19 protein-coding genes and 1 CRISPR repeat array are annotated in these 24,539 nt (G+C 40.7%); of the genes, 5 read left to right on the top strand and 14 right to left on the bottom strand.

Annotated elements, in window-relative coordinates:
• Window positions 1-226: 226 nt before the first annotated feature.
• From B1A85_RS11225 to B1A85_RS11210, 4 genes are all read left to right on the top strand, one after another.
• On the top strand, window positions 227-1,618 hold the full coding sequence (locus B1A85_RS11225) for an S-layer homology domain-containing protein (protein ID WP_104547000.1): 1,392 nt from the start codon (window positions 227-229) through the stop codon (window positions 1,616-1,618).
• A 97-nt stretch (window positions 1,619-1,715) separates the two neighbouring features.
• Window positions 1,716-2,372 (top strand): DUF3386 domain-containing protein, encoded by a 657-nt coding sequence (locus tag B1A85_RS11220; protein WP_104546999.1) that lies wholly within the window; start codon window positions 1,716-1,718, stop codon window positions 2,370-2,372.
• Between the two features lie 83 nt (window positions 2,373-2,455).
• Window positions 2,456-2,686, top strand: coding sequence for a NifU family protein (locus tag B1A85_RS11215; protein WP_104546998.1), 231 nt, complete (start codon window positions 2,456-2,458; stop codon window positions 2,684-2,686).
• A gap of 123 nt (window positions 2,687-2,809) precedes the next feature.
• The gene (locus B1A85_RS11210; RefSeq protein ID WP_104546997.1) at window positions 2,810-5,044 is read left to right on the top strand and encodes a glycoside hydrolase; all 2,235 of its coding nucleotides are present in this window, start codon (window positions 2,810-2,812) and stop codon (window positions 5,042-5,044) included.
• 253 nt (window positions 5,045-5,297) lie between these two features.
• Here B1A85_RS11210 and B1A85_RS11205 read toward each other — a convergent pair whose 3' ends face one another.
• The 3 genes from B1A85_RS11205 to B1A85_RS11195 all read right to left on the bottom strand — a co-directional run bounded on the left by B1A85_RS11205 (window position 5,298) and on the right by B1A85_RS11195 (window position 6,504).
• Window positions 5,298-5,735: an OsmC family protein gene (locus B1A85_RS11205; RefSeq protein ID WP_104546996.1), complete on the bottom strand. Its 438-nt coding sequence runs from the start codon at window positions 5,733-5,735 to the stop codon at window positions 5,298-5,300.
• A gap of 256 nt (window positions 5,736-5,991) precedes the next feature.
• Complete coding sequence (locus B1A85_RS11200) at window positions 5,992-6,228, bottom strand: hypothetical protein (RefSeq protein ID WP_104546995.1); 237 nt, start codon at window positions 6,226-6,228, stop codon at window positions 5,992-5,994.
• 27 nt (window positions 6,229-6,255) lie between these two features.
• Complete coding sequence (locus B1A85_RS11195; RefSeq protein ID WP_104546994.1) at window positions 6,256-6,504, bottom strand: hypothetical protein; 249 nt, start codon at window positions 6,502-6,504, stop codon at window positions 6,256-6,258.
• A gap of 285 nt (window positions 6,505-6,789) precedes the next feature.
• On the opposite strand from B1A85_RS11195, the gene B1A85_RS24490 reads away from it, so the two are divergent.
• Window positions 6,790-7,065, top strand: coding sequence for a hypothetical protein (locus tag B1A85_RS24490; protein ID WP_210404387.1), 276 nt, complete (start codon window positions 6,790-6,792; stop codon window positions 7,063-7,065).
• A gap of 195 nt (window positions 7,066-7,260) precedes the next feature.
• Window positions 7,261-14,449: a CRISPR direct-repeat array (repeat unit 37 nt; unit sequence GTTTCAATCCCTGATAGGGATTTGTATTAATTGAAAT).
• 279 nt (window positions 14,450-14,728) lie between these two features.
• Here B1A85_RS24490 and cas2 read toward each other — a convergent pair.
• The 11 genes from cas2 to B1A85_RS26110 form a co-directional block, all read right to left on the bottom strand.
• Window positions 14,729-14,998 carry a CRISPR-associated endonuclease Cas2 gene (cas2, locus tag B1A85_RS11185; RefSeq protein WP_104546993.1) on the bottom strand — a complete coding sequence of 90 codons (270 nt, stop codon included), beginning with the start codon at window positions 14,996-14,998 and terminating at the stop codon, window positions 14,729-14,731.
• A gap of 13 nt (window positions 14,999-15,011) precedes the next feature.
• Window positions 15,012-16,016: a type I-D CRISPR-associated endonuclease Cas1d gene (cas1d, locus tag B1A85_RS11180; protein ID WP_104546992.1), complete on the bottom strand. Its 1,005-nt coding sequence runs from the start codon at window positions 16,014-16,016 to the stop codon at window positions 15,012-15,014.
• A 17-nt stretch (window positions 16,017-16,033) separates the two neighbouring features.
• Entirely contained in the window at window positions 16,034-16,627 is a 594-nt protein-coding gene (cas4, locus tag B1A85_RS11175; RefSeq protein WP_104546991.1) for a CRISPR-associated protein Cas4, read from the bottom strand.
• A 10-nt stretch (window positions 16,628-16,637) separates the two neighbouring features.
• Entirely contained in the window at window positions 16,638-17,456 is an 819-nt protein-coding gene (cas6, locus tag B1A85_RS11170; protein ID WP_104546990.1) for a CRISPR-associated endoribonuclease Cas6, read from the bottom strand.
• Window positions 17,457-17,671: 215 nt separating this feature from the next.
• A complete protein-coding gene (gene cas5d, locus B1A85_RS11165; protein WP_104546989.1) occupies window positions 17,672-18,382 on the bottom strand; it encodes a type I-D CRISPR-associated protein Cas5/Csc1 in 711 nt (236 codons plus the stop codon).
• A gap of 5 nt (window positions 18,383-18,387) precedes the next feature.
• Entirely contained in the window at window positions 18,388-19,428 is a 1,041-nt protein-coding gene (gene cas7d / locus B1A85_RS11160; RefSeq protein WP_104546988.1) for a type I-D CRISPR-associated protein Cas7/Csc2, read from the bottom strand.
• A 54-nt stretch (window positions 19,429-19,482) separates the two neighbouring features.
• Window positions 19,483-22,887: a type I-D CRISPR-associated protein Cas10d/Csc3 gene (gene cas10d / locus B1A85_RS11155; RefSeq protein WP_104546987.1), complete on the bottom strand. Its 3,405-nt coding sequence runs from the start codon at window positions 22,885-22,887 to the stop codon at window positions 19,483-19,485.
• A 53-nt stretch (window positions 22,888-22,940) separates the two neighbouring features.
• The gene (locus tag B1A85_RS11150) at window positions 22,941-23,297 is read right to left on the bottom strand and encodes a DUF5615 family PIN-like protein (protein ID WP_168192386.1); all 357 of its coding nucleotides are present in this window, start codon (window positions 23,295-23,297) and stop codon (window positions 22,941-22,943) included.
• Between the two features lie 2 nt (window positions 23,298-23,299).
• On the bottom strand, window positions 23,300-23,545 hold the full coding sequence (locus B1A85_RS11145; protein ID WP_104546985.1) for a DUF433 domain-containing protein: 246 nt from the start codon (window positions 23,543-23,545) through the stop codon (window positions 23,300-23,302).
• A gap of 63 nt (window positions 23,546-23,608) precedes the next feature.
• A complete protein-coding gene (locus tag B1A85_RS11140) occupies window positions 23,609-23,836 on the bottom strand; it encodes a hypothetical protein (protein WP_104546984.1) in 228 nt (75 codons plus the stop codon).
• Between the two features lie 450 nt (window positions 23,837-24,286).
• Complete coding sequence (locus B1A85_RS26110) at window positions 24,287-24,379, bottom strand: hypothetical protein (RefSeq protein ID WP_371681659.1); 93 nt, start codon at window positions 24,377-24,379, stop codon at window positions 24,287-24,289.
• Between the last annotated feature and the right edge of the window lie 160 nt (window positions 24,380-24,539).

The raw sequence follows: 24,539 nt of genomic DNA, 5'->3' as shown, positions 1-24,539 counted from the left end.
AGCTTGCCAATTGTCTTATTCTTAAATTTAATATTTATTTTGCCTTTTGCATACTCAATATATCACTCACATGTTTTTCATACTTCGTCTGCACTTTCATAAAAATTTTCTAGTTTTAGTAAAAAATTATACACAAAAATTGCTAGCAAAGAGCATGTAGTCGCAAGCAGCTGCAGCGACTATTGCCAAATTACGTTAGCGTAAGAAGTGATGGTATCTTCTTCAAATGACTGTGTTGACCTCAAGATGCTTTTTCAAAATAGCTGGTTTAGCTGTGTTACTGGCATCAGTAAGTGCCTGTGCTAATAATCCATCTGGCAGAAACCTAGAGCAAATGTTCGCAGCAGACCCGAGGCTCCAGGACAACCCAGCGATCGCGTTTGGTACTAGTAATAATAACAGTAATCAAACAGCTTTAAATACCAATGTTCAGCTACCAGCAGACTTTCCCGCAGAAATACCTCGCTATCCTAACGCGCAGTTGCAGCAAGTTACAGCCTCAGAAACGCGCTGGACAACACCCGATCCGATAAATTTCGTTCAAAGTTTTTATCAAAACCAATTTCAAGCAAACGACTGGGAGTTGCTTCCGAGCGAACAAGAGGGAATAATAGAAGCACAACGCGATGGGTTGCGCGTTACCGTAACGATTCCTGCACCCAACCAAAGCAATTCTGTCGAGCCAAACACATCAGGAAATACCGAATTCACGCTGCAATACACGCGCGATACAACTGCCACAACTAGCACGTCCTCAAACAATGCCGATCTAGCTAATGTACCGCAACCAGGAGATCCAGATTTTATTGGACCGGTACCATTACAACAAGCCAACGGCAATGCACAAGCGGCAAATAACACTGCGCAACCAACCGCAGAACAATCTTTTAATGACATTAACCAAGTACCGCAAGAACTGCGTCAGTATCTTCAAGACTTGAGCGCCTTAGGCGTGTTACCATTGCAAGCAACATCTACTAAAAGCGATTCAGCGAATCAATTTGAACCGAATAAAACTGTTACGCGGCGCGAGTATGCGCGTTGGCTAGTTGCTGCCAATAATCGATTTTATGCCGATAACCCCGCAAAACAAATTCGCGCAGCATCGTCCTCGACGCAACCAGCGTTTCAGGATGTACCAGCTTCCGATCCAGATTTTGCTGTAATTCAAGGTTTAGCCGAAGCAGGGTTAATTCCTAGTCCCCTGTCAGGAAGTGCAACAACTGTGCTATTTCGCCCTGACGCGCCGCTGACGCGCGAACAAATGATTCTTTGGAAAGTTCCTATTGATACTCGTTCCTCACTCCCCAATGCTTCCGTAGATGCGGTTCAGCAAACCTGGGGCTTTCAAGATGCAGCAAAAATTGAACCAAGGGCATTACAAGCAGTTTTAGCCGATTTTCAAAATAGCGATCGCTCAAACATTCGCCGCGTTTTTGGATATACAACGCTGTTTCAACCCAAAAAAACGGTAACTCGTGCAGAAGCTGCTGCGGCGCTTTGGTACATTGGCACTGCTAGTGAAGGCGTTTCGGCACAAGATGCCCTTAGACTACAGCAATCAAGTCCATCACAAGCGACATCATCAGATCCATCTTTTAGGACTGAACAAGAATGACCTTTTCATTAGCCACCCATCAGTCACTAACCACTAATCGCTCACCCCTCACTCCTCCGACAAGAGATAATAGTAACGTTGAAATCAGAATGGTTACATGACACAGCAATTGAGTGCCACTGAAATATTTAAAACTGCTTATGAGAATCGCTATACCTGGGATGAAAACTTTCCCGGATATAGTGCTGATGTGGAGTTGAAGCAAGGTTCTGAAGTCTACACCGGGCATATACGCATCAATCGCGATTGGAGTGTAGAAGTTACTGGTATTGACAATGAAGAAGTACAAGAGAGTGTTTACACGCAACTGCGCGATATCGTAACGCATCGCAAACGCTCTAGTTTTGAGCAATCGCATGGTAAGCATGAATTTAATTTGGGTGAAACCGATGCTTCCGGCGCGGTTGAGATCCTCGTGAAGGGCGATTCAATGGGGTCTAATTACAAAATTCGCGGTACAGAAATTTGCCAAGTTAGCCGCGTTATGGGACGCATGGCGTTCGTTATTGACACCCATGAAAGTTTAGATACTGGCAATGGTTACGTTGCATCCCGCTACGACGCTGTATTTCGCAATCCGCAAACGAATGATGTCATTCGAGTTTTAAAGTTTGAAGATACTTATGAAAAAGTAGGTGATTACTACGTAATGACAAAGCAAGTGATTCATTCGTATGAGAACGGAGAACGCACCACGACAGAATTTAATTTCTCAAATATCAAGTTGCTTGAACCCGCAACAGTCGAGGCATAATGAAGTTACCGGCTGCGGGCGATTGCAAATTAGATCTAGGATCGATGTATCAACTATTTACAAGCTGAACGAGGTCTAAATCAATGGAACTGACAGTAAATAATGTAGAAACAGTTCTGGATGAATTGCGTCCTTACCTAATGTCTGATGGCGGTAATGTCGAGTTGGTCGAACTAGATGGTCCTGTAGTCAAGTTGCGGCTGCAAGGCGCGTGTGGTGCTTGTCCTAGCTCGACAATGACGCTGAAAATGGGTATCGAACGCCGTTTGCGCGAAATGATTCCAGAAATTGCAGAAGTTGAGCAAGTACTGTAGTCAATAGATAATAAAGGGACTAGAGACTAGGAAGGCAAATTAGGCTAAAGTGGTTAAGAAAATATAATAGTTTTTTTGACTTTCTGATAAACCTAGTAATACCTAGCCTCTAGCCCCTCGCTTATGGCGCATCCTCTATACGTTGCATTCATTTGGCACCAACACCAGCCATTGTACAAAGGTCGAGATAGCAGTATTTCTTTGTCTGCACGCAGTCAATACCGACTACCTTGGGTACGGCTACATGGCACAAAAGATTATTTAGATTTAGTATTACTCCTCGCACGCTATCCAAAGTTGCATCAAACCGTCAACTTGGTTCCTTCGTTGATTCTGCAACTCGAAGATTATATCGCTGGCACGGCATTTGACCCGTATTTAGCTATAAGCTTGACGCCAACCGAGCAACTCTCACAAGCACAACGACAGTTTATCGTTGAACACTTTTTTGATGCGAATCACCACACGTTAATTGACCCGCACCCCCGTTATGCCGAGTTGTACCACCAAAGACAAGAACAAGGTAAAGCGTGGTGTTTAGAAAATTGGCAGTTACAAGATTATAGCGATTTATTGGCATGGCATAATCTCGCGTGGATCGATCCGCTATTTTGGGACGATCCAGAAATCGCTGCATGGTTGCAGCAAGGGCGGAATTTTACTTTAAGCGATCGCCAGCGGATTTATTCTAAGCAACGTGACATTTTGGGGAGAATTATTCCTCAGCATCGCGAAATGCAGAATGCAGGACAGTTGGAAGTTACCACAACGCCTTATACGCACCCCATTTTGCCGTTACTTGCCGATACCAATTCGGGGCGCGTTGCTGTACCCAATATGACACTGCCCCAACACCGATTTCAATGGGCAGAAGATATTCCTCGGCACTTGTATAAAGCGTGGGAATTATATCAAGACCGCTTTGGAAGAGAACCTCGCGGATTATGGCCTTCAGAACAGTCGGTGAGTCCGGAAATTTTGCCTTATATTGTCAAGCAAGGATTCAACTGGATTGTATCAGATGAAGCTGTCTTAGGCTGGACACTACACCACTTTTTCCATCGCGATGGTGCGGGTAATGTATGCGAACCTGAACTACTTTATCGTCCGTATCGTTTAGAAACCGCCGCAGGCGATTTAGCAATTGTCTTTCGCGACCACCGCTTATCTGATTTAATTGGTTTTACTTATGGCTCAATGCCAGCCAAACAAGCAGCGACAGATTTAGTCGGACACTTAGAAGCGATCGCGCACTCGCACAAACATCGTCAACCTGAACAGCCTTGGTTGGTAACAATCGCGCTTGATGGCGAGAACTGCTGGGAATTTTACCCGCAAGATGGTAAGCCTTTTTTGGAGAATTTGTATCAAACTCTCAGCGATCATCCACACATCAAACTTGTCACTGTCTCAGAATTTCTGGAAGCATTCCCTCCTACAGCAACAATTCCAGGAAAACAATTACATAGTGGTTCCTGGGTAGATGGTAGCTTTACAACGTGGATCGGCGATCCTGCCAAGAATCGTGCTTGGGATATGCTAGCTGAAGCTAGGGCTGTACTTGCTAAACATCCTGAAGCAACCGAAGAAAATAACCCCGAAGCTTGGGAAGCGTTGTATGCTGCAGAGGGTTCTGACTGGTTTTGGTGGTTTGGTGAAGGTCATACCTCAAATCAAGATGCGATTTTTGACCAACTATTTCGCGAACATTTGTGCGGAATTTATCAAGCACTAAATGAACCTATTCCACCATATTTGCGCCAACCTGTGGAATCGCATGAAGTTCAAGGCGATCGTCAACCCCAAGGCTTTATTCATCCTGTTATCGATGGTATGGGTGACGAACAAGACTGGGATCGTGCTGGACGCTTGGAAATCGGTGGAGCGCGCGGAACAATGCACAAAAATAGTGCGATCCAGCGGATATGGTATGGAGTAGATCACCTAAATTTCTACCTGCGTGTTGATTTAAAACAGGGCGTACAACCAGGGCGCGATCTACCTTCAGAGTTACACTTACTGTGGTTTTATCCCGATCGCACAATGCACAACAGCCCAGTGCCACTAGATGATGTACCAAATGAAGCTCCGCTCAACTATTTATACCACCATCAGCTAGAAATCAATTTGCTCACTCAATCAGTTCATTTTCAGGAAGCTGGAGAACATTATCAATGGCACCCACGTTACAGTCGCGCTACTGTAGCACTGAACAAATGCTTGGAAATTGCTGTACCGTGGGCTGATTTGCAAATGCCTCCAGATTATCCATTACGGTTGGTTTTAGTGCTAGCTGATGAAGGCAGTTTTCGCAGTTACTTACCAGAAAATACTCTAATTCCCATTGAAGTGCCTTAGAAAAATTATTGCAATGGGAGTGTTTATTATAAGTTCAGGGTTTCAAACTCTATCGAAGCTTTGAACTAAATACTCCTATTGATGCAAAAGGTGCGATCGCTTGAAAGTATGCAAAATTTTTACTTGGTAACTTAAAATCAGTAATTAGATGGCTGTCTGGTAAGAGAAACACTCAAACTCTGTAAATAGGAAGCTCAATCATTGGGGCACATCCTTAGACAGTATCAAGACTTATTTCTATCAACAGCTAATTTTATTTCAAAGAAGCTTCTAAGTCGATCGCTACATTACCTCGTAATGCATTAGAAACAGGACAAATCTGTTCAGCTTCGCGCGCAATCTGATTAAATGTTTCAGCATCAATACCTGATATCTGACCTTGTGTTTCTAAACGCATCTTCGCGATTTTGAAGCCTCCATCCTGAGATTCAATAGTGCACGTAGCCTGGGTTTGAACCTGTTGCGGCTGGTATCCTTTTTCGTTGAGCGTTAGCGTCAGTGCCATGCTGTAGCACGCTGCATGAGCCGCAGCAATGAGTTCTTCTGGATTGGTTCCTGATTGATTCTCAAACCGCGTAGCAAAGCTGTAGGGAACATTGTGCAGTACTCCACTTGCTGCACTAATTTGACCTTGCCCTTCTTTCACGGTGCCATTCCAAGTCGCTGATGCAGTCCGTTGTAGTGCTGGCATAATTGTCCTAACCGTTAAAACTTTAGTGATTGTTTTATAGTCTGACAAAGATTGTTATTTCTTTTATTGAGGTAGCTCAGTTTCGGTAGTACCTAAATAAAATCTACGCTTTATACCCGTGGGAAAACAACGCAAGGTAACCTAACTTTATACAAACTCAAGAAGAATTGTTTTAGAGCCAAGCTTGACTGAAGTTAAACAACTCTATCAGAGCGTCTGAAGTGAATTAAGAAAGACTCTAGTTTGAAGCAGATTATTACACTAATGATGGTTGTGGCTTTAACTCACAGCTTTGTACTTCTCGACGCGACACAATCCGCAACTCACTAGGGTAACGCGGACGCGGATCGCTGACCAACCAAATAGGAGGCACCATCATAGCTTCATAATAATCAATTCGATGCAAAACGCCTGGGTCATTTTTGAGTTCTACAAGCATTCCTGGTAGATACTCAAACATTTCATTCCAATCAATAACTGACTCGGTGTTCATTGCTCTTGACCAATTTGATTTTTTCAATCAACAATAGAAATCGCTTCTGTCGAGCACAACTTCACCATAGTCTGGTACCCAGGCACGCCAAGTCTCTAGAGATTCCTGACAGAGCAACTTAGCTTCGTCAAATGCATAATCACTAGGCGATTGCAGCAGCTTAACCCAAGTATCGCGCGTATAAGTGATGTGGCAAACAGGATTCCAACTTGCCGCGATCGCTACTTCTTTTGCAGACACCGGACGACAAATTGGCTCTGTTGATTGCAGGGACATACTCGTTCTCCGTCTTAAATCCATGAAAACTGAATGCAAAACGTTTCCCTATAGCAAAAAGGGGAAAGCTATTTGAATATTTCTGTATTCATTTTTACAAAATAGCTGCGCGATCGCTCAATTAGAATCAAATAAATTAACAAATTCTGACATACTTCATTCTCATGCTGCTGTTTGCCTTGCTGCCCCTTTTACCTATATTGCGACAACCGCAACTTGAATGGTTTCGATACTAGGTTTGTGGCTCCTAAATGTGGCGTTTTTTTTAGCAGTGCCATTTTTACCGTGAAACTGCGCAATCCCAAGACTGGATCGCTCGTTCTAGGGGTGATGTATGATGCGATCGCAAGTGTGGGTGTCGGAGTTCTTTGGTACATCAACGGGCTGACTCCAATCGCTGCGATCGCCTTTGGCATAGTGCTGCCCAAGTTTACCTTGATTCTGGTGCGGCAAGATTGGTATCGAACCACTCGAATTCAAAACGTTGCAAAGCTGGAAACTGTTTCTGCGCCGATTTTATTTAGCGATCGTCGCGATCGCTCTTCTACCTGCCCGCCTTAGCTAGCATAAGAGTTTCTTGAAAAGAAATATTTATAGATAAGAGGTTGAGTAAACGCTCAACGAAAAACATGCATAGAAACATATCATTAATTACAAAGAAAACTGTACCAAAGGATAACGTCAATCTTTGATTACAATTGTTGAATAGGATTGATTTTAAGTGATTTTCTTTTACTTAATACATGGGTATGTAGCATTTCAATTCCTGATAAGGATTTGTATTACTTGAAATCTCTGGAAAAAGCAGGCAAAGAAAATGAAAACAAACGTGTCTCAATCCCTGATAGGGATTTGTATTAATTGAAATATCTCTGCCTTGCGCTTGGAATTTATTTCCAGCGTTTCAATCCCTGATAGGGATTTGTATTAATTGAAATTTCCTTTATTATACCTGATTTACCTGCCGGCGCGTTTCAATCCCTGATAGGGATTTGTATTAATTGAAATGTTCGGCGGGAGATACCCAAACCTCCGAACCTGGGTTTCAATCCCTGATAGGGATTTGTATTAATTGAAATCAACTGAATCCCCTCACAATCAAGAAAGAAAAGAAGGTTTCAATCCCTGATAGGGATTTGTATTAATTGAAATAACCTTGGGAAGCTGAAGAACCTTGGGATGCCGAGGTTTCAATCCCTGATAGGGATTTGTATTAATTGAAATCTCCTGAGCCATGTGAATCTAGGGGCAGTGAAAGTTTCAATCCCTGATAGGGATTTGTATTAATTGAAATACTGGCATTTCGGCACCAGCAAGGCACTGCAGGGTTTCAATCCCTGATAGGGATTTGTATTAATTGAAATTTATCAGGAATAAAATCAGAAGTATAAATGTCATCTGGTTTCAATCCCTGATAGGGATTTGTATTAATTGAAATTCACCCCAGAACACCTCAGACCAGTTCAGCCCGATGGGGTTTCAATCCCTGATAGGGATTTGTATTAATTGAAATTGCATTCGCTCCTGAGATTGCTGGGCGGAATCCTGCGTTTCAATCCCTGATAGGGATTTGTATTAATTGAAATTCCACAAGGTAAGGTTACCGCAGTTCACTGCGTTTCAATCCCTGATAGGGATTTGTATTAATTGAAATGCGATTTCCCTCCAAATCCTGAGACAAGGAAAATCGTTTCAATCCCTGATAGGGATTTGTATTAATTGAAATAGAGATACTGGAAGCTCAAATCCCTTGCGCGTTAGTTTCAATCCCTGATAGGGATTTGTATTAATTGAAATTCATTTGGGAGTACGAGGAGATGATTGATCGAGAAACGTTTCAATCCCTGATAGGGATTTGTATTAATTGAAATGATTGCATTTTTTTTTTTAGAAATAGAGATTCTCAAGTTTCAATCCCTGATAGGGATTTGTATTAATTGAAATAGTAAGCCGCTGCCCAGAAAAATTCCTTCCCCGTAGTTTCAATCCCTGATAGGGATTTGTATTAATTGAAATGAGGAACTTATTAAGGAAGGCGGGCAAGCTACCCCGTTTCAATCCCTGATAGGGATTTGTATTAATTGAAATAGTCAATCGCCTCTTCTCCTAGGTAGTAGGTTTGTTTCAATCCCTGATAGGGATTTGTATTAATTGAAATTATCTTGATCGTCTCAATTGCCTCGTTCGTAAAGGTTTCAATCCCTGATAGGGATTTGTATTAATTGAAATTCGGGTACAAGGGGGGAGACCTGTAGAGCTGACAGGGTTTCAATCCCTGATAGGGATTTGTATTAATTGAAATAGTGTCTCCTCCCCTCCACCGAATTGGCTGATCTGCGTTTCAATCCCTGATAGGGATTTGTATTAATTGAAATTTACCTTGGTTTTCATTTTTCCACCAGCGCCTTTACGGCAGTTTCAATCCCTGATAGGGATTTGTATTAATTGAAATAAACTTGGATGATTTTGTCAATACTTTTGCACCTTCGGTTTCAATCCCTGATAGGGATTTGTATTAATTGAAATTTTGTAGCCACTCCCTTCAAATTCACAATTTAGAAGTTTCAATCCCTGATAGGGATTTGTATTAATTGAAATCTCCGGAGCTTGCTTACGAGTCCTTTCAGGTTCCTTACTTTGTTTCAATCCCTGATAGGGATTTGTATTAATTGAAATAGCCCTTATTCCGCTTGGGTGTCACTTACAGGTGGTTTCAATCCCTGATAGGGATTTGTATTAATTGAAATCTCCGAAACCACCACCCTTACTGCGGTAGATGTAGTTTCAATCCCTGATAGGGATTTGTATTAATTGAAATGTATTTGTGTTTTTGTTTGCGTCTCCAAAAATTCGTTTCAATCCCTGATAGGGATTTGTATTAATTGAAATTAGAGCTAGAGAATCTCGAAATTCGATCTCAATCTTCCAAAAGGTTTCAATCCCTGATAGGGATTTGTATTAATTGAAATCCGCTGACTCTCCTTTCCAAGATCCTAGCTTTCCGGTTTCAATCCCTGATAGGGATTTGTATTAATTGAAATGCAGGAGGGCGCAACAGAGCACTGATTCGGGTAATTGTTTCAATCCCTGATAGGGATTTGTATTAATTGAAATTGCTTGAAAATTTCGTCGAAAGGATTAACCATCTTTGTTTCAATCCCTGATAGGGATTTGTATTAATTGAAATCAACGACTCAGTTGACAGCTTCTCAGAACGCGCTAGTTTCAATCCCTGATAGGGATTTGTATTAATTGAAATTCTATCTCCTTTTGGCTGATGTAGGTGTATCCAATCGGGGTTTCAATCCCTGATAGGGATTTGTATTAATTGAAATCTTTGCACTCTAAATTCCGAAAAATGCACGGGGCAAACGCGTTTCAATCCCTGATAGGGATTTGTATTAATTGAAATACATACTCAAGTTACCCTATGGTTAAACAATTATCGTTTCAATCCCTGATAGGGATTTGTATTAATTGAAATTCTAAAAAAAGGGACGATTTACCTAGGTGAAGTGTGGTTTGTTTCAATCCCTGATAGGGATTTGTATTAATTGAAATTTTGGATTATCAAGTGTAACACAACTCGCTTCTTTACGATGGGTTTCAATCCCTGATAGGGATTTGTATTAATTGAAATAGCGAGACAGGGTATTAACTGATAACGAGAATCGAGGTTTCAATCCCTGATAGGGATTTGTATTAATTGAAATCAGTTTCTCCGCCAGTAAAGCCGCGATCGCTTAACCAGTTTCAATCCCTGATAGGGATTTGTATTAATTGAAATTGCATATTCAAAGGTGGCGGTCGGGGCGGCTACAGTTTCAATCCCTGATAGGGATTTGTATTAATTGAAATCCAAAAGCGTAGTTGCTAGCCCCTCTACACTGGCAGGTTTCAATCCCTGATAGGGATTTGTATTAATTGAAATTGGTTTCCGCATCCCAGTCCCAGTGACTGCCATCGATGTTTCAATCCCTGATAGGGATTTGTATTAATTGAAATTTTGGTTTAATTCTTTTTCTCCAACTATCTTGTCGTTTCAATCCCTGATAGGGATTTGTATTAATTGAAATTCTCCTGCCACCTACACTTTCTCTCCAGAAGCCTTCGCTGTTTCAATCCCTGATAGGGATTTGTATTAATTGAAATGGGGTTGCAAGAGTCTTCCACACTATTGCGCTTACGTTTCAATCCCTGATAGGGATTTGTATTAATTGAAATCTTACTGTGGGGTCTTCAGCGACGGATACCTTGAGTTTCAATCCCTGATAGGGATTTGTATTAATTGAAATGTGGCGCGTCTCATCTTTGATGTTGCTTTTGAGTGTTTCAATCCCTGATAGGGATTTGTATTAATTGAAATTGTGGAACTGCATCGGCGATCCGAGGGGCAAGGGCGTTTCAATCCCTGATAGGGATTTGTATTAATTGAAATCCGACATAGGATGTTCCCTGCAAGAAGGTATTGATGAGTTTCAATCCCTGATAGGGATTTGTATTAATTGAAATATTTACAAAGAAAGCATTTCGCGCCAGTCCTGTAAAGTTTCAATCCCTGATAGGGATTTGTATTAATTGAAATTTTTAAAAGAATTTCTATACCGGTGCCCTTACTAGTTTCAATCCCTGATAGGGATTTGTATTAATTGAAATCTTATCCCTCACTGTAATTGGTTCTGCATTCTCTAAAAGCTCTTTGTTTCAATCCCTGATAGGGATTTGTATTAATTGAAATTAATCCTTATGGTGTAAGGATTTCTGTCATTTTTGTTTCAATCCCTGATAGGGATTTGTATTAATTGAAATCCCATCACGGCACGACAGCCAATTTATGCGGGCTCTGTTTCAATCCCTGATAGGGATTTGTATTAATTGAAATCATGTCTGGATGCTGCAAGCGCAAGCAGTACTCCTGTTTCAATCCCTGATAGGGATTTGTATTAATTGAAATACGTGCGCGGTCTGGCTGTGGATTTTGTGGTAAAAGGTTTCAATCCCTGATAGGGATTTGTATTAATTGAAATGCGATCGCTTGTTGTCTTTGCGCCGTTCCGTAAGTGTTTCAATCCCTGATAGGGATTTGTATTAATTGAAATAAGAAGTGATTTTTGGAAGCCCTCACTGTACTCGGGTTTCAATCCCTGATAGGGATTTGTATTAATTGAAATTATTACTAAATTACTCGCGTTTTTTTGAGGATTGAGTTTCAATCCCTGATAGGGATTTGTATTAATTGAAATACGGAGATCTCTTTTTGTGAGCGAGTACAGGGTGTTTCAATCCCTGATAGGGATTTGTATTAATTGAAATTCGACTTCGATCGAATTGGTTTCTTACTTAAATAGTACAGGGTGTTTCAATCCCTGATAGGGATTTGTATTAATTGAAATTCGAAAAGCGCCTTACGGTTTCCGCTCATGCTTCTTTTTTTGTTTCAATCCCTGATAGGGATTTGTATTAATTGAAATTATCGCTGCTGCGCTTGCTCAAGAATCAAATATCATGTTTCAATCCCTGATAGGGATTTGTATTAATTGAAATTTCAATCTAGTCTAAGGAATTCCCCTTCACCTGAAGTTTCAATCCCTGATAGGGATTTGTATTAATTGAAATCTGAAATCAGCCTCCTCAAAGAACAAATCGCTGGTTTCAATCCCTGATAGGGATTTGTATTAATTGAAATTCCCGCGTTCGTCTGCCTCCAGTCTCTGTCGTTGAATTGTTTCAATCCCTGATAGGGATTTGTATTAATTGAAATGGGGTGGACAGGTACGCCGATATCTTAATTGGAGTTTCAATCCCTGATAGGGATTTGTATTAATTGAAATCTCTATTTACTCTCCTCTTTGATGATGGACTGGCGTTTCAATCCCTGATAGGGATTTGTATTAATTGAAATAAAGCATCAATAGCAGAGCGATCGCCCGAAGCTGTGTTTCAATCCCTGATAGGGATTTGTATTAATTGAAATAACCGGATGGCTGCGCTTGTTTTTTATGCGAACAGGTTTCAATCCCTGATAGGGATTTGTATTAATTGAAATTCTTCGAATCCCGCCGAATTTCGATTAGCACGCAGTTTCAATCCCTGATAGGGATTTGTATTAATTGAAATGTTCGGTATCAAACCGAATTAGCATCTCTTCTGGTTTCAATCCCTGATAGGGATTTGTATTAATTGAAATTTGCCCTCTAAGTCAATCAACCCCATGGTTTTGAGATTGCTGTTTCAATCCCTGATAGGGATTTGTATTAATTGAAATTTTATTTGCGTCTACTGTTGCTAGCTTTTCCATGTTTGTTTCAATCCCTGATAGGGATTTGTATTAATTGAAATCTTTCAGCGAGATTACGCGCATCAAAGCGATGGTAGTTTCAATCCCTGATAGGGATTTGTATTAATTGAAATAGACTGCGATGTGTAGCATCCTAGAAGTATCTGATTGTTTCAATCCCTGATAGGGATTTGTATTAATTGAAATAATAGTCGAATATTTTGGGGCAAATGTTCGCCAAGTTTCAATCCCTGATAGGGATTTGTATTAATTGAAATAAGATTTGATCGATCGAGAAGCTACGATGCGATTGTTTCAATCCCTGATAGGGATTTGTATTAATTGAAATACCTGAAAGATCTGCGATTCGAGCAAGTTCTGCGTCGTTTCAATCCCTGATAGGGATTTGTATTAATTGAAATCGTATCCAGAAATATTTGAAATGTTTCCCTTATCTGGGTTTCAATCCCTGATAGGGATTTGTATTAATTGAAATTTTATGGTCTCAGCGAATCTTCTAAGCCTGAAGTTGTTTCAATCCCTGATAGGGATTTGTATTAATTGAAATTTTAGCCCCAAGCTAGGGAAGTTTTGGTAAGAAAAATCGATGTTTCAATCCCTGATAGGGATTTGTATTAATTGAAATCTTGCTAGCGCCTTGAGGCTCAGCGTGGGTTTCTGGGTTTCAATCCCTGATAGGGATTTGTATTAATTGAAATGCAACCACCACAAGCGAAATGGGCAAGCGAAGGCACGGTTTCAATCCCTGATAGGGATTTGTATTAATTGAAATCATAGCGGCTACGCCATTTACCACTACCTCCCAAGTTCGTGTTTCAATCCCTGATAGGGATTTGTATTAATTGAAATGAGATTACGGAGATTATATGCCCAAGCGAATTCACCCAAGTTCGTGTTTCAATCCCTGATAGGGATTTGTATTAATTGAAATCGCGTCAAACACCACCGGTTTGGTGTAGAAGCCGGTTTCAATCCCTGATAGGGATTTGTATTAATTGAAATTTTGCAAGGGTTTCGGGTTCTTTTTGCGGTTTGTCGTTTCAATCCCTGATAGGGATTTGTATTAATTGAAATATTTCCGCGCCCTGGAAGAAGCTGTACAGTGCGTCGTTTCAATCCCTGATAGGGATTTGTATTAATTGAAATTCTATCTTGATCTCCGATTCAAGGTACTTCTTTTTGTTTCAATCCCTGATAGGGATTTGTATTAATTGAAATGCAGGAGTCCAGTCGTCGCTCACTGCAATCGGGGTGGTTTCAATCCCTGATAGGGATTTGTATTAATTGAAATCAGGTATGGAGAAATGATTTTCCACAGGCTTATATGTTTCAATCCCTGATAGGGATTTGTATTAATTGAAATGACTACTGGGTATTTAGTTGGGGGCTACGGGCTGGGTTTCAATCCCTGATAGGGATTTGTATTAATTGAAATAGGAATCCCCGCCCTACTGGAAGAAGCCGTGCTGTTTCAATCCCTGATAGGGATTTGTATTAATTGAAATCTCCGTCGGGGAGGGCGTTTCAGGTAGTTTGTCGTTTCAATCCCTGATAGGGATTTGTATTAATTGAAATCCGTAGTAATTAGCCATAAACTCCTTGGTAGACTAGTTTCAATCCCTGATAGGGATTTGTATTAATTGAAATGGCAGGTGGCTGAGAAGGTTACAGTATGTGGTTTTCCTGGTACAGTTGCGCGATATATACACAATTTTAGCATTTAAAGGTCAAGAACACAGATAAAAATAGGTAGAATTACAAGTGAAAAGTTATATTTAATAAGCGTTTGAGAAGTTGCGCGGATCTAAAGGTAGGGCAAAAGGGCTTGTAGCACTTCTATATAGAGACTTTTGTTACTTTTTTAAACATAGCTAAGATAAACAGCTACCCTTCCGCGCAAGTACACTTCAAAATTGACTGTTTCGCCTAAACAAAAAAGATAGTTTCATCTCGTGGTTGTTCTCCGCCAAGTCTTTCTACTTTACCTTGACAACATCCACACAGAAAGTAAAAGCGAATGCTGTCTTCAGTTTTGATGAGTTTAGCTAAACGCGATCGCATTCTCGCATACTGGCTATCAGTTAAGTTACATTCAAAAATACTGTACTGTACCCACTGACCGTAAGATTTGAGAATTGAGTGAATTTTGGTGCGACGCTTGTCCTCGGAAACATCGTAAGATACAACGATATACATTTCCTCACTTCCTCTACTTGAGTACCAAAGGAGGATACTTATCGGTTTCACCCATCAGGTATTTTGCTAACAACCGTGCTTGAATTTCAAATGCTTCTTGGTACGTACACTGTCGCCCTAATACCGGATGCTTAAATTTAGATTGTTTCTTTTGTTCGTATAGTCGCAAAAATGTTCGCAGTCCCTCTTGAGTTAGCGATACAGCATGACTGAGCGGTTCAGTGGTAAAATCTGCTTGTAGGAGCGATCGCTTATTCAATGCAGACAACACAACTGCATCGACAACTAAAGGTCGAAATTCTTCCATCAAGTCTAATGCTAGCGAAGGACGACCGTAACGTTCAACGTGCAGATATCCTAGATAAGCATCAAATCCGACAATATTCACAGCACTTTGCACGTCATGGCGAAGTAAAGCATAGCCTAAACTTAGTAAAGCATTAACAGGATCAGTCGGTGGTCTACGGTGTCTTGCTGTAAAGGTAAAATCCTCTGCACGAATAAGTTGATTCAGGCTACCAAAGTATGCAGCACTACCCGCACCCTCTAAACCGCGTAGCGAAGCAATTGTATTTGTGTTTTCAATTGGTGCGATCGCTTGTTCTAGCCGCGTGATACTATCGTTTAAGTCAAGTTCTGAGTTTGAGCGTTGAGCGCGTAGTAACGAATTGCGGTAGTTTTTGAGTTTGCCACGCACAAAACCTTTGACAATATGTACTGCTTGTGCAGATTCTCCGATCGCTTGCCATTGCGCTTTACGAACAAAAATATTTTTGGTAACTTCTGGTTCTAAGCGCCCAAGATATTTCCCTGTAGCTGTGAGAAAACTTAAAGGAATGTGGCGTTCCAAAAATTCTGCAATAGCAGCCGGAGAGACTGTAGCGCGTCCTAAAACTACAACACCATCTACTTTAATTAATGGTACATCTAATATTGTTTGTTTATTAGCTTTGATATTCAATCGCTCATCAGTTTTACCAATAAAAGCATCTTGTTGTGTAATGTAAACTGTACCCATATTGATTACAAATAAAATTAATTAGCTTCTTGATAGCGTTGAACTTTTGCTGTGGCTTGTGGGAGACACTGCGAATATAAACTACAACCAGTGCAACGTTGACCGTATATTGCTGGAGGCATTTTGCCTGTTTCGAGTAAACTACGAACAGCCTCAATAGTAGCGATCGCAGCCTCTCGTAATTCTGGTGTTATTTTGACGAGTTGACGGTGATGCGATTGGGCGTAGTAAATATATCCTTGCGTTACTGGCGAACCTGTCATATCTTCTAAGCAAAGCGCCTGTGCTGTGACTTGCATTTCATCGTTATCCCATTCTCCTTTCTTTCCCCGTTTGTATTCGATAGGATAAAAATGACCGTCAGTTGCTTCAATTAAATCAGCTTTACCAATTAAACCGTAGCGTTCAGATTTCAACCAAATCGCACGAATTTGCCAAGTTTCTTCACGGTGTCCATCTCCTAATGTGTGGACGCGATCGTGTAAGCTAGTACCTTCAATTGTGTAAGAATTATCGCTAAACTCACCTGCACAAAACATCCGCCAACATCGATGCGGACAGTAAGTATATTGATTAAGGGCAGCAATTGGAATATAATCAGTATCATGCATATTTTTGTAATTATCTTGTCAGTCTAATTCTCCGTAACATTCCCATTCCCATTGTTGTTTTTCTACCTACACCGCAGTAGAGTGCAAAATCAGCTAAAGTATTAATTTGTTTAATAATTACAGGCTCTACTTCACCTAAAATTCGATAGGTTATTTCTCCAACACAACCAATAAATTTACTACGAGAATCCACTAGCATCGTAGTAGAAATATTAAAGTAACTGGGAAAGATAACTGCTGTGAGATTAGGTTCAAAATTGATACCACTGTATTTTTGCCAACGATTGAGTAAGCTATTAAAAACGCATTCTCTTGTTGGTAAAGCAGCATCGAATTCGCCTTGACGAAAGCAAGTAGGAGTGTAAAAGCGAAAAGCAAGTTCGCACTCAATATCAGAAGCTTGCTCGTATAATTGTGCATAAGTAGTGGCATTTGCCCAAGGTTGCGTTGATTGAGGAGTGCCTAAAATACTGGTAATGTGTAAGTCAGCCGAACCTAGATGCCAAGGATGTTTGGGATTGAGGTTTAGCCATAAGTGGGTAAGTTTGCTAAATAAAGCATCATCGAGCAAAGAGATTCTCCACCAGCAAGGAGTACCAGCAGGGATAGGTTGTTGATGTTCCCACTGCAAGTTGTGTTTCGATTTATTCGTTTGCAATGGGCCAAGGGTAAAGGCTTTATCAGCGCTGGAAGCGTGGAGGCGATCGCCCAACGATTTATCTACCGAACTTACAAGCGTTAAAAACAATGCATGAAGATGTCTTCCAGTGAGATAGTTAGGATAAATAGGAGATTGAGGAAGTAAATTAAAAACAAGGCTATAGGGCATAAGAGACTTCTAGATTATTGCGGTTGAGGTAAAATCAGTGAGGATTGATGATTACAATAAAGCGATCGCACTAACAGAGAAATTACAACAGCATTTGCCGATTAAAGTACGCGCAGGAAAGCCGTGCCAGTGAACTCGAAGCTGGATTGGCAGGGGAGTTACTGGCGCAGAATTCACCGATAAAAAGAAAGCAGAGTAGAGGCTTTGGTAAGTAATTAACCGTGAAAACGGTATTCCATTTGTGCAGGAATTTTTACTTTGATGTTATTCAATTGGTAGTAGTGTCCTCGCATTTGTACATTTTGAATTAGACTCACCGGAGGCATATTTATCACGTCATAGCTGATGACTTGGTGGGTAAACATAACGTCAAGGGGATTGAGAGGATAATCAAAGAAAAAGTTATCTTCACAAAGCGATCGCTTTACTTCCTGAGTCGCAATAATCTCCACCTCTGCTTTACTCATCCACTTACCTAAGCGAATCCAACGGGGTAGTTTCAGCGGTTTTTCAGCGATGGCGAAGAACTCAAATCTACTTTCAGGCGCAATTTCTTTTGCTCTGCCAAAACTAGGAATATTTTTCTGTGTTTTTTCCATCTCAACGTGGTAGCGGTTATCAGCATATTTCCAGGTATGGAGAACTGCCGTATGAGAAAGCGATCGCGCTGGGGTGATATAAATTCCCTGTTGATTAAGAGGTGTTAAATGCTCCTCATACTTGGGAACTTGTTCAGAGCAAAAGTAGCGATAGGAGTGTTCTTCGGGAACGCGGGTAGAGTAGACTTCACTATCTACTAAGCCCAGTGCATAACAAAGCGCATAATTGTGAATTACTGGCTCTGTTTCGTATAAACGTCCAATTTCACGAGTTGCATAATAAAGACTATCGTGCAACTCTAGTTGACAGCAATGAATAATTGTCATTACTCTTACCCTGCCTTAGCAGCTTTTTCAGCCTTCGCTTTATCACTTTCAGGCTTCTGCTTCATGTGATTTTTATAGTAGACTTTAGCTTCTGCATCAGCTTGCTGCAAAATTTGCTTAATACCTGCTTCACTTCCTATTAAAGCCTTGACTTCATTTAAAACAGGAGTAAATTTAGCGCCAACAAAATCAGTATGCACAATAAACTCCTCGGACATTAAGGTTTCAATGGCACTAATAGCAGCTGCAATTACATCATCCTCATTCAGTGGATCGCGGTAATTTATTTTATTTTCAGATTGTAGTTTGTCATAAATTGCTTGTGTCCAACGGAGGTTACTTGTAATTTCTCCGTCTGCAAATATCACGCCAATTAATTCATTCCTGACTCGACCTGTACGAGTAGTTTGTGCGCCATAATGTCGAGTTCTAAGAATGTTATTAAAGACATACAAGAAACCCGCTTCTGTCGGATCTTTTAAAGTCACAATGCTAGGGAAAAAGATTTGAGGTTTGATATGATCTTGTTGATTGATTCGACTTGTAACTTCTCCTGGTTTAGATCCACCTTCTCCTTTAGATGCCATCGTACCATTTTCAAACGGAGCATTGAGCGTGAAAGTTTCGTGAGATTCATCAAAAGCTGTAATTGAAAATGCCGTATCAACTACTACTTTAGATTTCTCAGAACCAGAGTCACCAATTGCAAATCCATAAATAATACAGTCAGGATTGTTCATGGCAAAATTGACATTATATTCACACTCTTCAGCCGTCATCAATCCATAAGTTCTTAGTAACTCCCTACCTACTAAACGTTCTGGAGTAGATTGCTTACGTTTAAACATAGTCAGGCGGCTAATAGGAGCATGGTTTTCAAGTTTTATTCCGGCTCTCACCCGTGCTTTATTCAATTCTCCATCTGTTTGAAAGAGAGGATAAGATTCAGTGATTCGTAGAGTGATGAAGTGAGCGTATTTCCCCATTGGTTTGTAGGGAATTTCTGTAATGAAGAACTTTTGGTCAATTGTTTTTAAGAAAGGCATGGTTTGTCTCCAAATTGAAAAATTATGTGAACTTACTCTGCAATAAATAAAGCTTTATTCCTCAGCTTTATTCTGGAAGCTATTAGTAGGTTTATTATTGTTTATAGTGCGATTTTCCTTGTCATCTTCTAGGCGGTAGAGAAACTCGCAAGTGTCTTTAATTAAGTTAATTTGACGACCTGCTAAACGCGCGCGATCGCCTGCAAAAGACTTTTCAAAAACTTCAACTACAAAGTATCGAGCAAACTCTAAAATTGCCTCTCGTTCTTCTTCGCGCCTACTCATTATCCAGCGTCCTTCAGCAGTTGAGGCGTGAACTCGCTCCATCAACTTAAATACTTCAGCAGCAACAGCAGCAACTAAGGCTTCACCCTGAAAACTTGGATCAGCTTCAAGAATTGTTTTAGATGCAATATCAATAGGTTTTAATACTGCGTTGGCTTTAGGATTATATTGCTTATTTGCTCTGTAGAATCTACGATACAATTCTGTTAGTTTTTTAGGATGATTTAGACTAGATTTTTGTTCATCGAGCACACTTAATTCCTCCAGACTAGGATTATATTTAGCATAAGGGTCAAAGCAAGGATAAAAGTGATAAGCATAAAGCTTGATTTTCTCAATTCGTGCTGTCTCACTGTCTTGATTTCTCACCCAACGATTTAGGTAGTTAAAGACATAAAGTGGGCTAGTTTCAAAATCCTTTGCTAACTCTGCGAATTTACTCCAATTAGAATCATAACCAGATTCACTTTGTCTCGCATTGACATCAAGATGAATAGCATAAGCAGCAGTTAAAACATTAAGCGGAGCAGAATAAGACTTACCATTTTCCTGCCAACCTTCGAGAATGTAGTCAAGACGAAAGCGATCGCGTTTTGTCAGCACCCTAAAGGCTTGCGGCGCACTATCAAGAAATACGCTTTCTTCAAACTCAGCACCATCATTAAAGGGTGGAATGGGTGACTCAGAAACAACTGTTTTGACATCTAGAATCATTGGAAAAGCAAAGGCTAACCAGCTAGGCATTATCCAAGACGCTGTATTAGTAATTTTTTTTTCTGGGTCTTTTCCTGGTGGTTTTTCTGGAGGCAGTGCCATGAAGTAAAATGTCAATGGTTGGTCTTCTGGATAGGAAAGTTTGAAAGTACGGTCTTTCCCTGGTTCAATGTTTTCATTCATTAAGAAAGCATCGACACTTTGGTAGCGATCGCGCCCTAAGTTTGCTTGCAAATCCTTACTGATAAAGTGATTGCGGATGCTGGTATCAAAGCGGGTTTGAGCAATGCTGCTGTACGCTTTTTGGAGAAACTTGTTAGTTTCTGGCGTAAAGTAATAAGTTGGATAAAAATAGAGATAACGATACTTACCATCTTCAAACTTCTTACCTACAGCCTGAGTTTGATTCATCAAAATTTGCCGTAGCATCATTTCAATACCAGCAATACTAGAAATATTGCGCTTGGCGTTAGAACCTCCTAACATTTGTTTATTTGTATAAACTTGAGGCGTGAATAAAACTGCTGACTCCATCTGCTCAGTTACCGTGTAAGGAGAATGCGAAATAGAGCAGATTAACTGTCGTCCTCTTCCTGATTTTTTGGCTAACTGATAACTCGATAACTCCTGTAGAAATACTTCAGTAGATGCTGTAGGAGTTGCTGTTCCAGGTAGCATGACAACCCGTGTCACCCAAAGCCGTAAATCATCCCAACCGTCAGGTAGTTGATACTTGGTAATGATAGGTTGGATAAGTTGGGAAACGTGCGCGATCGCTTCCTCACAAATTTTACGAACATCCTCAACTCCAGGATGATGTTCTAGATACTTTGCTGCTAAGTAATACCATTCGTAGGGAACACCGCCTGTGTTCCCCTTGAGTTTATGTTCTTTCAGGCTTTCATTAATTCGTTGAATTTCCCGAATTGCAGGTAGGTACTCGTAAAGGTTCCAGAATTTAGCAATTTCTTCAACAATATCTAAATAAGGTAATTCTGGAAGTTTTTTATTTTTCTTGCGTTCATTTTCGATTCGATTAACTTGTTCTCCCCAAATTTTGCGACTAATTAAATCACCAAATTCAGCAATCTGATCGATCCGAATATCGTCTTTAAAATTGAAGTCGTAGCCAACTGATAAAATATTTTGTTGCTGAAATTTGACTAAATTTTTACTGCGGCTATTAGCAACAGAGCTTTTGTTAGTATTTAAAATCCTCAATGTAGCACTCAGAGCAACTTGCATCAAACTTGTCGCATCAAAGAACAGATTGTAATAGTCTGCATACTTTATTCCCTTGCCATCTCTGCCGAAGCCAGTTTGTCGCAGCCGCAATTGACTAGCGCAGAGTTCTTTAATCTTTTTCACAACCCGTTCTGGCAAATCTGCAATTCGTACACAGGGTGCATCCCGTCGTGCTAAGTATATGACACCAGTTGGCAGATAAAGTAACGGTTCATAGTAGGTGCAATCTTGAGTATTAAGGCTAATGTGAGCTTCCATCAAGGCGTTATTCAATACATTGGTAAGTACGCCTCGGTTCTCAGCAATGCTGTGGTAAGTAAATTTCAGTTGTCCATTACTCAAACTATGAATTAACTCTTTTAGCCTTGTATTTTCCGCATCCTGGGGATGTTTGATGATAGAAGCTAGCAAATCGGCTAAACATGATAAATCGGAAAGACAGCCAAGAGGGCGATCGCGCAATACTGGATTTAGCCCAAACTTAGAGAAGTTCCAGTTGGTATCCCATCGCCGTTGCGCGTTGTAAGCCACACAAAGTAAATCATCTAGGTACTCTCGATAAGCTTCTGGATCGTCAGGATTAATAAAGTGATTCAAACCCAGTTGACGAACTGTTTCATTAATGATTTGACGATGCTGTTCTAGTGGTAACTTGCGGCATTCATTAGGAACATCTGGGAATTTCTCAAAATCATGTAAGATGAACCCAGCAATGACGATGCGGCGTTCTCGTTCTTGTACTACTCGCCGCACGGTAGTATCAAGTTTTTCCAACCGTTGCTCAATTAAGTTTGCTGGAAAAAGTCCATTAAGTAAGTGAGTATTGAGTGATTGATCGGCTGCATGATTGCGCCTGCCATTTTCTCTTCCGCGCTGCTGGTCGAGTTCATCAAAAAACTTACCACCTTTGGCTGTAACACCAATTGCTACCCGCAGCAGATTTGGTAATACATACTCGGCAAAGTCACTCATTACCCGATCGTTAGGATTCTGCGTTTGAATTGCTTCTCGCAGTAACTTAAGGGTTAGTAACTCGTGGGATTGGGGTTCAACGGTGCGATCGCTCGGTTCAAAGTCAAAACCTGAATCATCTTGCAACCAGTCGTCATCATCAGAGTTATCAAATTGCTCAGAAGTCAAATCATTCTCACTCTCAAACAGAGATAGTTGTTTGTATTGTTCGTCAGGATCAGTATCTTTAAGTTTTTTAGCCATTTTCTGCCTTTAATATGGATATAAAGGATTGAGGCAAATATAGTTTGCTGTTGTTATGGGTCATTTGGTGGTCGAATCCTCACCCTACCTAACTCGGCAGTTACAATCGCACCAGAGGCTAGTTCATTGCCGTAAAGCGTAAGTACCCGCAGACAAACCATCGATTGCTGTTTGCTACTGAAATTAACCAAGCGCAAAATGCCACTGTGGGGAATTCCTCGCACAATTGCTAACTCGCCGAAGTCCTTATCAAGGGTTACTAAAATCCGACGTTCATTGTAGGCAATTGCCAAAATCTCCTCGTCACCTGGATCTTCAGACCAATCTCCAGTCCAAATCACGTCATGCCCAGCAGCTACTAAATCTGTTCGTACCCCACCCCACACACAAGTGTCCAGAAGTAGCTTCACCCTCAAGACTCCACAAGTAAGGGTTCAATTCGCTCGTGACCAACTAGCCGACGCGCGTAAACCAAACAGGCTTGCACATCTTCTCGTTCTAACCAGGGATAACCCTCCAGCAAAGTCTCAACAGTATCCCCTGCTGCTAGCATTCCTAAAATATGCTCAACTGCGATACGACGACCGCGAATAATTGGTTTACCACCAAAAATCTTGGGGTTGACTGTAATTCTTTCCAAAAGTTTTTGTTCGTTCATTGTTTACCTCGAAGATATTGAAGTTTGAGTAGGGGCTTTCAAACGAACTTTTCTCTGTTGTGTTTATCTAGAGATTCTGTAAGAGCTATAAGATGCAGCTGACAGCATCCGATACTCAAATCGGTTATGCGCAACTTTCCGCTTCTCTATTGAGTAACCTTTCTTACGAGCTTCAAACACTGTGTGTCCGAAGCGCCAGCTAACATTTTTAGCTAGTTCATCACTCGAATGCCACTGACCGTCTTTTAGAACTGCAATCAACCGCTCAAGATTGGTCAATTTGACAAGCATAGTTATTTCTTACCTCCTTTTCCTTTAAGAAAGTGTTCCAGACAAAGGCATTCCATCAGCCCAAATGCTTGTTATTTATAAGCTCTAGCGATTTGTTTAATCTAACGCTACTAAATGCGATAGCTCGTGTCAAGTATTATCATTAAGCTCAGAGTTATTCAACCTTCTTAAATATTGACTTATTCAACCTTCTTATGGCATTCTTGGCTCAGAATCTTCCGATTCACAGGTTGCAGGGGTACAAAATCCCTTTCAGGGATTGAAACGAATAAGTCTGTGCTTACGGCAGTAAGCTTCCCTGCTCAACCCAATATAAATCCCTATCAGGGATTGAAATACTAAGCAATCCATATCTCATCTCCTTGACTTTTGAATGAATAGGCAAGGGTATCTAGCAGTAAAGCTGACTGGCTGAAGGCAATAGAATAAGGTGCAGTTGGATCGTGAAAACTATACTGATCGCTGATTGGATAAATCGCAAAGTGCATGGGGAGGCGTAAACGCGATCGCACCTCCGCTACAGGACGAGGAATTACGTAGCAAACTAACGCTTGCTTTTTCAGTTGCTGATTAATTTCCCCAATCCAATAACTCCCAGGTTGCCAAACCTCAATACCAGTCAAAACCTGAACTTTCCAAGCATCTGCAACGTGTTCCAGCTTGCCTGAATAAGTAAATCGCCAGTTCAACCTTTCTTCCCGAT

This window comes from Chroococcidiopsis sp. TS-821, from assembly GCF_002939305.1.
GTDB lineage: Bacteria > Cyanobacteriota > Cyanobacteriia > Cyanobacteriales > Chroococcidiopsidaceae > Chroogloeocystis.
The sequence above is the reverse complement of the archived record's forward strand: the minus strand, read 5'-3'. Positions and strand labels throughout refer to the sequence as shown.